We start from the raw sequence: 12,640 nt of genomic DNA on the forward strand, positions 1-12,640 counted from the left end.
GATGATGGAGATTCAATTGTGCCAGGATAGTACCGGCAAAGCAGGCGGTTGCGGCAGGTGGGAGCGGGTTAAAATTGCGCGCGCCAGCCGGCAGGCGGGGGACAAGCAACGCGCACAAGATCTTATGCCGCGCCGTCAGCAGGCGGCTGCTTGTGAAACGGCCAGGTGAGATAAAGGCCTCGCACCACCAGCACGACACCCAAGGCCACATACAGCCAGCGCGGCAGGCCGCTGTCGCGCTGCAGCAAATGGAAGCTGCCCTCGGCAATGACCGACAATCCCAGCAGCAACAGTGCGGAACCCCAGAGACGCATGAACATGGCAGGATCTCCTGATCTAGGGTGAGCGGCAGGCAGGACAAAAAATCAAGTGGGGGCCGGAGCCGGCTGCAGCTCCTTCATTGCCCCTCTGCAAAGACAAACCGGATGCCGGCGGGCCCCGGCAATTGGCTTCCCGGCAGCCGCCTCTGGCACTTGTTGTTCGTGTCCGTCTGAAAACGTTCCAATTCCGGCGCAGCAGAGGCTGCACCACTGCCGGGTGTCATGAACGCTCAAGGGGTTCTCATGCAACGTCCGCGCCAGTGCAGGAACCCTGCTGTTGCAGGGTGGCGATTCGGCGGCGGACACTCTTGCGACAGCTTGACAGTAAAGCGGCTCTGATGCAGTCGCCCGGCGGGCGGCGAAGTCGCGTGAATTGTTTCGAGAAATGAAAGCGGCCAAGCGATGCTCAGCGGGCTGGTACCTGCCCGTCCATCACGGCGCTAGCCGGGCGCAGATTTCATCGCACAGGAACACGCCCTCGCGACTCAGGCGCAGATACCCGTCTTCGTGGATCAGCAGGCCCTGCGCCTGCAGACGGTGCAACTCGCCATTGAAGGCCTGCGTCAGCGGCATTTTGAATTTCTGCGCGAATTCGTCCAGTGCAATGCCGCGCCGCTGCCGCAGTCCCAAAAACGCAAACTCGAACATGCGCTGTTGCGGGGTGAGCTTCTCCTCGCCCTCCTGGGCCAGCCTGCCTTCGGCCAGGCGTTCGAGATATTTGCGCAAATTGGCCACGTTCCAACACCGCCGCCTGCCATCGAAGGAATGCGCCGAGGCGCCCAGCCCCAAATACGGGCTGCCGTCCCAATACTTGAGATTGTGGCGGGCGGCGAAACCGGGTTTGGCGAAGTTGGAAATTTCGTAATGCTGGTAGCCGTGCTGTTCGAGGAAGTCGATGGTGAAGGCGAAGAACTCGCGTTCCTCCTCCTGCGTTAGCGGTTTGAGCTCGCCGCGTTGCATCGCGGCATGAATCGGTGTGCCGGGCTCAATGGTGAGATTGTAGGCGGAGAGATGTTCCGGCGCGAGCGCCACCGCCTGTTCCAGCGTGTGCTGCCAGCGCGCCAGGGTTTGATTGGGCAGCGCAAACATGAAGTCGAGATTCAGGTTTTCGAAGCCGGCATAGCGTGCGTTTTGTGCCGCGATCAGCGCCTGCTGCGGCGTATGCACGCGCTCCAGCAGGGCCAGCTCGGCGGGGTCGAAAGACTGCACGCCCAGACTCAAACGATTGACCCCCACGGCGCGGTACTTGGCCATCTGGGTGCCGTCGAGCGTGCCGGGATTGGCTTCCAGCGTCACTTCGACGCGCTCGTTGAACCGCAAATGGGCAAAACAACTGTCGAGAATTTCGGCAATCTGTTGGGGGGAGAGCAGCGAGGGCGTGCCGCCGCCAAAAAAGATGGTGGCGAAGCGCTGGCGCTGCCAGAAGGGCTCGGCGGCGCGCAGCGCCAGCTCGCGCTGCAGCGCGGCGAGGTAGTCGGGTATGCGTGCCCGGCTGCCGGCCAGGGTGTAGAAATCGCAGTAACGGCAGCGCTTTTCGCAAAAGGGAATGTGAATGTAAAGGCCGGCTTCCGCCATGGCGGTTATTTGATGTAGTTCCCGATCCGGCTCCAGCGAATGTTTTTCAGCCAGGTGAGCCAGGGCTTGTCGGTGTCGAGTGAGAAGTAGATCACCAGCGCCTGTCCGACGACGTTTTCGCGCGGCAGACAATCCCAGTAGCGGCTGTCCTGGCTGTTGTCGCGATTGTCGCCCATCATGAAGAACTGGCCGGCCGGCACGGTGATTGGGCCAAAGTTGTCGCTGGCCTCATTGCGGTCGGCATAATGCCGGATGGTGTAGCTCTGGCCGGTGGGGGTGGTGATGCGATAATAGCGCACACTGTGATTTTCCGAGGCGTCATATTCCTCTTTGAGAAAAACCCGCTCGCCCTCCGGCCGGTCGTCGATATACACCACCCCGCCGCGGATCTCGACGGTTTGTCCGCCCACGGCAATGCAGCGCTTGATGTAGTCCAGCATGGGATCGCGGGGATATTTGAACACCACGATGTCACCCGGCTGCGGCTCGCGCAGCGCGGGCAGACGCCACACCGGAAAGGTGATGTTGGTGAACGGAATGCCGTCGGGCGTGCGCGCACCATAGATGAACTTGTTGACCAGCAGAAAATCGCCGACCAGCAGGGTGTCCTTCATCGAGCCGGTGGGGATGCGAAACGCCTGCACCACGAAGGTGCGCAGCAGCAACGCGAAAAAGAGCGCCACGAGAATGGCCTCGATGTATTCCCGTGATTTGCTTTTGGTGGGGTGTTCCGGCGTTTCGCCTTTGGGCTTGGTCATTTTCAGAGTTGCCTGGGCCATAATGTTGACTACCTTGGAGCTAGATAAGTCCCGTGAGGGTTGCAAGGATAATTTCTCAGAGATTCATTTCCGCGAAGAATCCGGGAAAACGGTGGGGGCCGCCGAGACCTGAGCCGTTGCGCCCGGCCAACGGCGCGGACGGTCAATGCTCGACCTTGAGCACTGCCAGGAAGGCTTCCTGTGGAATTTCCACCTGGCCGAGCTGTTTCATGCGCTTCTTGCCTTCCTTTTGGCGTTCGAGCAGCTTGCGCTTGCGCGTGATGTCGCCGCCGTAGCATTTGGCGGTGACGTTCTTGCGCATCGCCTTCACCGTCTCGCGTGCGATGATCTTCGAGCCGATGGCGGCCTGAATCGCGACTTCGAACATCTGGCGCGGAATCAGCTCGCGCAGCTTCTCGCAAATCTTCTTGCCCCACTCGTAGGCCCTCTCGCGATGCACGATGTGGGAGAGCGCGTCCACCGGATCCCCGTTGATCAGAATATCCAGCTTGGCGAGGTTGCCCTCGCGATAGCCGATGAACTCATAGTCGAGCGAGGCATAGCCGCGAGTGCAGGATTTGAGCTTGTCGTAGAAATCGAAGATGATCTCCGCCAGCGGAAATTCATAGGTGAGATCCACCCGGCTGGTGTCGAGATAATGCGTGTTCTTGTGCACGCCGCGGCGCTCCTGCGCCAGCTTCATGATGTTGCCGATGTATTCCGCGGGCGTGATGATTTGCGCGCGAATATAGGGCTCCTCCACCCGGCTGATCTCGCCGGCGTTGGGCATGAGTGCGGGATTGTCCACCACCACCTTCGTGCCGTTGGTCTTGTACACCCAGTATTCCACATTGGGCACGGTGGTGAGGATGTCGAGACCATATTCGCGTTCCAGCCGCTCCTGCACGATCTCCAGATGCAGCAGGCCGAGAAAGCCGCAGCGAAAGCCGAAGCCCAGCGCCACCGAACTCTCCGGTTCGTACACCAGCGCCGAGTCATTGAGTTTGAGCTTGTCGAGTGCGGCGCGCAGCACCTCGTACTGCTCGGAGGCCGTGGGAAAGATGCCGCTGAACACCATGGGCTTGACTTCGCGATAGCCGGGGAGCGGCTCGGCGGCGGGATGATCCACCGCGGTGATGGTGTCGCCCACCTTGGTGTCCTTCACTTCCTTCACCCCGGCAATGCAATAGCCGACCTCCCCCGGCCGCAGTTGCGGCTGGGGAAACTTGCGCAGACACATGGTGCCCACTTCCGCCACCTCGAATTCCTTGCCGGTGGAAAAGAAACGGATCTTCATGCCGGGCTGGATCGTGCCGTCGAACACCCGTATGTAGGCCACGGCGCCGCGATAGCTGTCGAACATCGAATCGAAGATCAACGCGCGCAGCGGATCATCCGCCTTGCCGGCGGGCGGCGGCACGCGCTCGATCACCGCCTGCATGATCTCGGGGATGCCCACCCCCTGCTTGGCGCTTGCCAAAATGATCTCACTCTCGTCGATGCCCAGCACTTCGGTGATCTGGCGCTTCACCAGGTCGATCTGTGCACCCTGCAGGTCGATTTTGTTGATGACAGGGATGATGGTGAGATTGTGTTCCAGGGCGAGATAGAGGTTGGAGATGGTTTGGGCTTCCACGCCCTGCGAGGCATCCACCACCAGGATCGCGCCCTCGCACGCCGCCAGGCTGCGCGAGACCTCGTAGCTGAAGTCCACATGTCCCGGGGTGTCGATGAGATTGAGCACATACGCGCGGCCGTCGGGCGCATGATAGTTCATCGTCACCGCATGCAGCTTGATGGTGATGCCGCGCTCGCGCTCCAGATCCATGCTGTCCAGCGTTTGGGAAACAATTTCCTCCTTGCGCAACGCTCCGGTGAGTTCGAGAAAACGGTCAGCCAGCGTGGATTTGCCGTGATCGATATGTGCAATGATGCAAAAGTTGCGAATGTTGGCCTGCATAAATTTCCGGATCGTCCCATAATTTGAAATCACAACCAGCCGGCAAACGTCGTGTCATCCTGAGCCGTTTGCGGAACGGCAATCTATCAAATTTTGTGAAAAGAGACAACAGAAAATCCTGACGGTCTGCAAAGCCTCGGTTCCGTTTGGGAACGCCGCGCAAACCTCTTTGTGTGCAGGCAGGGAGGCCTGCGCCCCTCCGCACGTTCCTGAGGGATTATAATGCTCCCTTGTGCGTCACGATGAATATGCCGCGTCGTCTGCCTGGCTGCAGGCAGGCGGACGACCCGCGCTCCGGCAGAGAAATATGAAACTGACCTCTGCTCCGCAAGCGGCTCACCCTGCGCCGGCATCCTGTTGCGCAGAGGCCTTGTCTCGGGGCAGCCTGCAAAGCGCACTGCGGCATTTTGATGAAAACCCTCCCACAAAATCGGAATGCCACGAGAAAGGCCAAAACTCATTTTGCCGGCGTTCCTTTTCGCAAGATCAAATCTGTTCTGGCGGGCGGTTCATTAAAGCGTTCGTGCGAAGCACAGGCAGGCAAAGTCTTCACTTCCGTTATTCAGATCAATCACATTGGAGCCAATTTTATGCGAGCAAGCTATTGTCAAAAATAATGTTAATCTTTTGGTATTTTTTGTTCACCTGACATTAATCCTGGTTCACCCTCAAAAAATTTTTTCTTTACAATCAAGTTTTATTTTTTTAATATCTCGAAAAATTCGAAAATTCGAATTATCCGACAAAAATCAAAATCATAAAACTTGTGGGTGGCCCATGACATCCTCTCGTGGTCAGTGGCAAGCAATCTGGCAAATGGTCGCAGCCGTTATGGTTGCTTCCATGATTGCGCTGCATGCGGGTGAGCCGGTGCATGGCCGGGTCAAGCTCAGTGATGTCGAGTTGTATTATGAAATCAGCGGCAGCGGGCCTTACCTGGTTCTGATCGAGGGGCTGGGAGTGGCCACCTGGATTTGGGAGCGGCAGATTCCCGAGCTGTCGCGGGATTTCACAGTGGTGGCCTATGACAACCGTGGGGTGGGCAAATCGGGCATGCCGCCGGGGCCTTATTCGATTCGCATGATGGCGGATGATCTCGCCGGTTTGCTGGACTCGCTCAGGATCGCCCGCGCGCATATTTTGGGGATTTCAATGGGCGGTTTCATCGCGCAGGATTTTGCGTTGCGTTATCCGGCAAGGGTGGATCGTCTGGTGTTGGTGGCCACCAGTGCCGGCGGTCCCGATCATGTGCCGATGGCGCCCGAGGTTCTGGCGCAAATGCTGGCCACCGAGGGCGAGCCGCGCGAGCTGACCCGCCGCAAACTGGCGCTGGCTTATTCCGAGGCTTTCATGCAAAGCGAGGTCGTCGAGCATCTCATCGATTTGCGCCTGCGCGAGCCGCAACCGCGCGCCGCCTATCTGGCGCAGGCGGCGGCGGGGGCCACCTTCAATCTCTCCGGGCAGGTTCATCTGATTCAGGCGCCGTGTTTGATCATGGCCGCCACTGGCGACCGGCTGGTGCCGGTGGCCAACGCCTACAATCTCGCCAAAAAGATTCCCAACAGCCGGCTGAAAATTTTCGAAGGATTGGGCCATCAGTTTTTTGTCGAAGAGGCGCCGGCGTTCAATCGTGCTGTCAAAGAATTTTTGCAGGCGGCTGTGCCCGCACCGCGGTGAGCGCGGCCGGTCTGCCCGGGGGATTCGGCGGGCCGCCCGCGGTTTCCCCATGCCACAACCTTTCAGTGACAGGCAGCAACCATGGATGATCTCCGCACCGCCATTATTACCGATTTTGGCAACGGCTACGCCAGCTTCGGCAACAGCGAGCTGATGGGCCGCATTGTCGGGCTGTTGTTGTGTGCCAGCGAGCCGATGACGGTCGAGCAAATCGCCGAGGCGCTGCGGGTGAGCAAAAGCCCGGTCAATCAAATCTGCAACCGGCTGGAGGAGGTGAAGTTGATTCGCCGCGCCTGGGTGAAGGGCGGGCGCAAGTATCACTACGAGATCGTCGACAACGTCTTTCTGCAGGCGAGCTTGAATCTCTCGCGGCTCACCGAGGGCAACGTGCAGATTGCCGAGCGCAATTTGCAGTTGGTGGCGGAGCGGTACAAAACCGCTCCGGAGCCGGAGCGCGAAGCGCTCCTGATCATTGCGCAACGGCTGCTGGAGATGCGCGAGTTCCACCGCAAGTTGATCGAATCCTACCAGCGCTTCATCGAGGACTGGCGCAGCCTGCGGGCCCGGCTGCCGCAGGCAAAACAATTTCTGGAGGCATGATGAGCACCGCGCCCGTGCGCACTCCGGCCACGGGCGCCATTTCCGGCAGGGGCCGCAGGCATGCTCACCTTTCAATTCGTTCTGTTGTGATCAACCAAAGGGAGGTAACATGAGGAAAGAACGGCTTCAAGCGATCAGCCGCGCGCTGCGTGGCGGGATGGCGGCGCTGTTGTGTCTCGCCCCGCTGGCGCTGGCGCAAACCGGAACGATCTCCGGCAGTGTGAAGGCCAAAGGCGGCAATGCGCTGCCGGGTGCCAACATTGTGATCACCGGCACCAGCCGCGGCGCCACCGCGGATGTCAATGGCAATTTCACCATCAGCAATGTGCCGGCGGGCACGCACACCCTGCGCGCCACTTTCATGGGTTATCAGCAGGCGGCACAGGAGGTGACCGTGACGGCCGGTGCCACGACGACGGTGAATTTCGACCTGGAAGAAAGCAGTCTGCTGGCGGATGCGGTGATCATCAGTGCCTCGCGCCGCGCGGAAAAACTCACCGAGGCGCCGGCCACCGTCGCGGTGATCAATGCCCGCGGCATCGATGAATTTCCCGCCTTCAATCCCGGCGAACTGGCGGGCCGGCAGAAGGGCGTGGATTACGTGCGCTCGGGTGTGGTCGGCACCGGCTTGAACATTCGCGGCTTCAACAGCGCTTTCAATGCCAAGAACCTGCAGATGAACGATGCGCGCCTTTCCACGCTCATTGCCACCAGCCTGCCGTTCGGCGCGCTCAGCACCACGGTGAAGGAGGACATCGAACGGGTCGAGTTGATTCTCGGACCGGCCGCGGCGCTCTATGGCCCCAACGCCCACAACGGCCTGGTCAACACCATCACCAAGGACCCGCGCAGTTATCCCGGCACCAGCGTGGCCGTGGGAGGCGGCAACCAGAGTGTGGTGAGCGGCCGCTTCCGCCATGCCAACGTCGTCAATGAAAAATTTGCCTACAAAATCAGCGGGGAATACAGCCGCGGCGAAGAGTTTGCTTTCATCGATTCGGTTTACATCGCCGGCCGGCCCTACCCCGAGCTCGACCTCGACCGCGAGTTCAACTCGCTGCGCGGCGAGGGCGCGCTCTACTACACCCTCGAGCCCGGCACCGACCTGGTGTTTTCCGCCGGCGGCAGCAACAGCAACAATCTGGGCGTGACCAACGCCGGCCGCAACCAGATTCGCGACTGGCGGCTGTTTTTCGTGCAGGGCCGTTACGTTTCCCCGCGGCTGTTCGCACAGGTTTATCACACCTGGAGCCGCACCGACAGCACCTACGCCATCAACCAGCGCACACAAAACTATCGCAGTTTCATCAATGCCGGCTTTAGCGAGTCGGTGGCGCGGCAGCGCTCCTATCGCGAGCAGTGGGTCGGCACGCAGACTGCGGGCGTGGCGCTCAATCGCGGCGCGCTGTTTATTGACGATTCCCGCCGGCTCAATGCCGAGCTGCAATACAACAACACCTGGGCCGGTTTCACCGTGATTGGCGGGGTGCAGTGGCAGCGTGACATGGCGAGCAGCAAGGGCACCTATCTGCTCGACAACGGCGGCACCATCGAGCTCGACCAGTACGGCTTCTACGCCCAGGTGGAAAAACCCCTGGTGGAGGGTCTGAAGGTTGTGCTGGCCGGCCGCGCCGACGATCATGAACTCTACGGCTTCAACTTCATCCCCAAGGGCGGGGTGCTGGTGAGCCAGGGCAACGGCACCTGGCGCCTGACCTACGGCAAGGGCATTGCCGCGCCCTCGATCCTCAACCTCAGTGCCAACATCTTCGGCGGCTTGCTGCTCGGCAACGGCGAGGGCTTCACCCTCAGCGACGGCACCAAGATCCCCAAACTCGAGGTGGAAACCATTCAAACCCTCGAGGCCGGCTACAAGGGCGTGCTCGCGGGCAAGCTCTATCTCGATGCCAATGGCTACTACAATTTCTCCAAAAATTTCATCAGCCCCACCATCAACATCGCCACCAACGGCCGCACGGTCACCCATCGCGGCAACACGCCGATGAGCCAGGTGATCCCCGGCACGCCGGCGACCGGCTCGCCCTTCGTGCTCACCTATCTCAATTTTGGTGACGTCAACACTTTTGGTTTCGATCTCGGGGTGAATTACTACCTGCGCAACAACCTGACCCTGTCGCTCAACTACTCCTTCTTCGATTTCGCTCTCGACAATTCCGATCTCAAAAACGACGGCAACAAGGACGGCCGGGTCAACGAGAGCGACCTGCCGATCAACACCCCCAAGCACAAGGCCTCCGGCGGCCTGACGCTGAGCCAGCCGAAGTACTTTGGCTCGCTGTTCGTGCGCTGGGTGGATGAGTATGATTTCTTCTCCGGCATCAATGTCGCCGCCAAAACCAACCGCGCGTTGATCTACAACGGCGAGCCGGTGATCGAAGGCCGGCGCGTCGGCCGCGATTTCAACGAAGGCCCACTCGGCGGCTTCGTCAATGTTGATCTCAGCGCCGGCTGGCGTTTCACCCCGGACTTCACCATCGCCGGCCACATCACCAATCTTTTCGATGCGAAAGTGCGCGAATTCGTGGCTTCACCCCCCATCGGCAGGCTGTTCGCCGCCGAGCTGAAGTACGCATTCTGAATCCGCGCGCAGGAATCCGGCTGTCATGTTGTGGGAGAAGCGCCCCGCCATGCGCCGGGCGCTTCTCCCAACAACATGGCTGCCCCGGATGCTGTATGCCGCACCGGTCCGGCATGGGTTGTCATCATCGGCAACGCGATGACCTCCTGACCAGCAGGCGCTTGTAACTTGTGTTTGACGTCATGCCTCAGTTTCGTGTGGAGAGGCAGCGCGGATATCCTGTCTGCAGACAGGGAGGTCTGCGTTGCGCCACACGTTCGTGGGGAATTATTTTTTGACGGAGGTGTTCCCGCTCCCTGTCTTGCTGCGGGCATCCTCGCCAGGCCCGGCCCGATTTCCCGGGAGCAGAAGGGGCCCTCCGCACGACGCGAGGCCTTGCTGCATGGCGGCGGGCGGGGTGCACTTCATCGGATCAGGCAGCAGCTCTCCTCCGGCACGCAGCAATGACCGGGGCGTTGCATGAAATTTTCACCAGTGGCCCAGCTCGAAGCCGCAACCCGGAGGGGTGGGACTGTCATCTGATCGGCAAAGACGGTGAGGTTGGGATGCCGCACTCGCCACGATTCGGTGTTTGCAAGCCGGCTTTGAGGGAAGGAACAGGGCCACTCTCGAACGTTTGTCTTGGCAAGGCAGGGAAAAAGCATGCGTCTTGAAAACAAAATTGCACTCCTCACCGGCGGCGCCAGCGGCATCGGCCGGGTGACGGCGGAAACCTTCCACCGCGAAGGGGCGAAGGTGATCATTGTTGACGTTAATGAAGAGGCCGGCCGGGCGGTGGCTGCCCGTCTGGCGGGCGCCGAATTCGAGAAGGTCAATGTCGCCGAAGCGGTCGAAGTGCAGCAACTGTTCGAGCGCGTGCAGGCCCGTCATGGCCGGCTCGATGTGCTTGTCAACAACGCCGGCATTCTGCAGGATGCCCGGCTGGTGAAAATGACCCCGGAGCAGTGGCAGCGCGTCATCGCCGTCAATCTCACCGGCGTGTTTCTCTGCGGCCAGGCTGCCGCGCGCATGATGGAAAACCAGGCTGGCGGTGGCGTGATTCTCAATGCCGCCTCGGTGGTGGGGTTGTATGGCAATTTCGGGCAAAGCAACTATGTTGCCAGCAAGGCGGGCGTCATCGGCATGACCAAAGTGTGGGCCCGCGAGCTGGGCCCCAAAAACATCCGCGTGAATGCCGTGGCGCCGGGCTTCATCGCCACGGAGATGATGCAAACCGTCCCGGAAAAAGTGCTCACCGCCCTGCGCGAGAAGACACCGCTGCGCCGGCTGGGTGATCCCCGGGAAGTCGCCAATGTTTATCTCTTCCTGGCCTCCGAAGAGGCGAGTTTCATCACGGGCGCAGTCATTTCGGTGGACGGCGGCCTGGTGGCATAAGCAGGGTCTGGCACATGTACATCGGTGATTATCTCGGCCGGCGCTGTGTCTACACGCCGGAGAAGGTTGCGCTCATCGCGGTGAGCCACACGCCGGCACGGCGCTACACCTATGCGCAGCTCAATCAGCGCGCCGAGCGGCTGGCGTGCTGGTTGCGCGAGCAGGGCGTGGGCAAGGGCGATCGCGTCGCCATGCTGGCGCACGATGGCATTCATTTCTACGACGCCTTTTTCGCCTGTGGCAAGCTCGGCGCAATCTTCGCGCCGCTGAACTGGCGTCTGCACAGCCGGGAGTTGGAAGAGCAGCTCCGGCTCATCACACCGCGCCTGCTGTTTCATGCCCGTGAAGAGCCGATGTCGTCGCTGGTGCAACAATGGCAGGGCCGGCCCGGCCTGCCAGCTGTGATCGCCTTCGATGCGGGTGCAACGCAATGGTTCCCTGTGCCGGCGGGCGGGGTGACCCCCGTGACCTGCGAGACACTCACCGAATCCGACACCGCCTGTCTGCTGTTCACCGGCGGCACCACCGGCCGGCCCAAGGCGGCACAGATCAGCCACCGCCAGATCGTGTGGAACATGATCAATTCCATGCTCGCCGACGTGCGGGGCAGTGACATCTTTCTCAACATCTTTCCCCTGTTTCATGTCGGTGGCCTGTTCGCCTTTTCCCTGCCGATTTTGTTGCAGGGCGGCACGGTGGTGCAAACCAAAAAATTCGAGGCCGGGCGCACGCTCGCGCTCATCGCGCAGGAGCACGTCACCCTCTTTGGCGGTGTGCCCACGGTGTTTCAGATGCTCAGCGAGGCGCCCAACTGGCCGGCGGCCGATCTCACTTCGCTGCGCTACTGCATGAGCGGCGGCGCGCCCATGCCGGTGCCGTTGATTCGCCGCTATCAACAGGAGAAGGGGGTGGTGTTTCGCCAGGGCTTCGGCATGACGGAATTCGGCCCCGGCGTGTTTTCCCTGGCGGCGGAGGACGCCGAGCGCAAGGCCGGCTCGATCGGCAAACCGAATTTCTTCGTCGATGCCGCGATTCGTGCTCCGGCGGACAATACCCCGCTGCCGCCCGGCAAAATCGGCGAACTGGTGTTGCGCGGCCCCACGGCGATGACCGGCTATTTCGGCGATCCTGTCGCCACCGCCGCCGCCTTCGATGCCGACGGCTACTTTCACACCGGCGATCTTGCCTATGTCGATGACGAGGGCTATTTTTTCATCGTCGATCGCCTGAAAGACATGTTCATCAGCGGTGGCGAAAACGTTTATCCTGCTGAAATCGAAGCCGCCTTGTACCGCCATCCTGCGGTGGCACAGTGTGCAGTGATCGGCGTGCCCGATGAGAAATGGGGGCAGGTGGGCCGGGCGTTCGTGGTGCGGAAATCAGGCGCGGCGGTGACAGCGGAGGAGTTGTTGCACTTTCTGCGGGATCAACTCGCCGGCTATAAAGTACCCCGAACCATCGTTTTTCGTGAGCACCTGCCGGTTTCCGCTGCCGGCAAACTGCTCAAGTCCGTCCTGCGTGAAGAGAGCGCCTGACCGGATGTGGCGAGGCCGCTTGCCGGCTTCGCGATGCTGACCGGAAAGGTCGGCATCCCGTCTGCCTGCAGGCGGGCGAGCCAATGCTGCCAACTTTTGCGAAACGATACAATCCCAAACCAAAGCGGGCAAGGACGCGAAGCCGCAGGGGCTTTGCAAAGAATAATCGTTCTGCCACGGTTTGGCCGCAGCTTTGTCCTGCGATCCTGTGGAGGCTCTCTGCAGGAGTGCCACGGCCAGGC

9 protein-coding genes are annotated in these 12,640 nt (G+C 60.7%); 5 read left to right on the forward strand and 4 right to left on the reverse strand.

Annotation, left to right across the window (positions count from 1 at the left end; all coding sequences use genetic code 11):
- Positions 1-122: 122 nt before the first annotated feature.
- From ONB52_08100 to lepA, 4 genes are all read right to left on the reverse strand, one after another.
- A complete protein-coding gene (locus tag ONB52_08100) occupies positions 123-320 on the reverse strand; it encodes a hypothetical protein (GenBank protein MDZ7416112.1) in 198 nt (65 codons plus the stop codon).
- Between the two features lie 432 nt (positions 321-752).
- The gene (gene hemW / locus ONB52_08105) at positions 753-1,895 is read right to left on the reverse strand and encodes a radical SAM family heme chaperone HemW (protein MDZ7416113.1); all 1,143 of its coding nucleotides are present in this window, start codon (positions 1,893-1,895) and stop codon (positions 753-755) included.
- Between the two features lie 5 nt (positions 1,896-1,900).
- Entirely contained in the window at positions 1,901-2,653 is a 753-nt protein-coding gene (lepB, locus tag ONB52_08110; GenBank protein MDZ7416114.1) for a signal peptidase I, read from the reverse strand.
- A gap of 163 nt (positions 2,654-2,816) precedes the next feature.
- Complete coding sequence (gene lepA / locus ONB52_08115) at positions 2,817-4,613, reverse strand: translation elongation factor 4 (GenBank protein MDZ7416115.1); 1,797 nt, start codon at positions 4,611-4,613, stop codon at positions 2,817-2,819.
- Between the two features lie 843 nt (positions 4,614-5,456).
- On the opposite strand from lepA, the gene ONB52_08120 reads away from it, so the two are divergent.
- The 5 genes from ONB52_08120 (at position 5,457) to ONB52_08140 (ending at position 12,398) form a co-directional block, all read left to right on the forward strand.
- The gene (locus tag ONB52_08120) at positions 5,457-6,290 is read left to right on the forward strand and encodes an alpha/beta hydrolase (GenBank protein MDZ7416116.1); all 834 of its coding nucleotides are present in this window, start codon (positions 5,457-5,459) and stop codon (positions 6,288-6,290) included.
- Between the two features lie 81 nt (positions 6,291-6,371).
- Positions 6,372-6,890 carry a MarR family transcriptional regulator gene (locus tag ONB52_08125; protein MDZ7416117.1) on the forward strand — a complete coding sequence of 173 codons (519 nt, stop codon included), beginning with the start codon at positions 6,372-6,374 and terminating at the stop codon, positions 6,888-6,890.
- A gap of 109 nt (positions 6,891-6,999) precedes the next feature.
- Positions 7,000-9,489: a TonB-dependent receptor gene (locus ONB52_08130; protein ID MDZ7416118.1), complete on the forward strand. Its 2,490-nt coding sequence runs from the start codon at positions 7,000-7,002 to the stop codon at positions 9,487-9,489.
- Positions 9,490-10,131: 642 nt separating this feature from the next.
- Positions 10,132-10,863: a 3-oxoacyl-ACP reductase FabG gene (gene fabG, locus ONB52_08135; GenBank protein MDZ7416119.1), complete on the forward strand. Its 732-nt coding sequence runs from the start codon at positions 10,132-10,134 to the stop codon at positions 10,861-10,863.
- 14 nt (positions 10,864-10,877) lie between these two features.
- Positions 10,878-12,398, forward strand: a complete 1,521-nt coding sequence (locus ONB52_08140) for a long-chain fatty acid--CoA ligase (GenBank protein MDZ7416120.1) — start codon at positions 10,878-10,880, stop codon at positions 12,396-12,398.
- The last annotated feature ends 242 nt before the right edge of the window (positions 12,399-12,640 follow it).

It is taken from the genome of candidate division KSB1 bacterium, assembly GCA_034506255.1.
Lineage (GTDB): Bacteria > Zhuqueibacterota > Zhuqueibacteria > Zhuqueibacterales > Zhuqueibacteraceae > Coneutiohabitans > Coneutiohabitans thermophilus.

Coding starts and splice junctions, on each gene's coding strand:
- ONB52_08125 (MDZ7416117.1), top strand. CDS start 6,372: ATGGATGATCTCCGCACCGCCATTATTACCGATTTTGGCAACGGCTAC.
- ONB52_08120 (MDZ7416116.1), top strand. CDS start 5,457: ATGATTGCGCTGCATGCGGGTGAGCCGGTGCATGGCCGGGTCAAGCTC.
- ONB52_08100 (MDZ7416112.1), bottom strand. CDS start 320: ATGTTCATGCGTCTCTGGGGTTCCGCACTGTTGCTGCTGGGATTGTCG.
- ONB52_08130 (MDZ7416118.1), top strand. CDS start 7,000: ATGAGGAAAGAACGGCTTCAAGCGATCAGCCGCGCGCTGCGTGGCGGG.
- lepB (MDZ7416114.1), bottom strand. CDS start 2,653: ATGACCAAGCCCAAAGGCGAAACGCCGGAACACCCCACCAAAAGCAAA.
- hemW (MDZ7416113.1), bottom strand. CDS start 1,895: ATGGCGGAAGCCGGCCTTTACATTCACATTCCCTTTTGCGAAAAGCGC.
- ONB52_08140 (MDZ7416120.1), top strand. CDS start 10,878: ATGTACATCGGTGATTATCTCGGCCGGCGCTGTGTCTACACGCCGGAG.
- fabG (MDZ7416119.1), top strand. CDS start 10,132: ATGCGTCTTGAAAACAAAATTGCACTCCTCACCGGCGGCGCCAGCGGC.
- lepA (MDZ7416115.1), bottom strand. CDS start 4,613: ATGCAGGCCAACATTCGCAACTTTTGCATCATTGCACATATCGATCAC.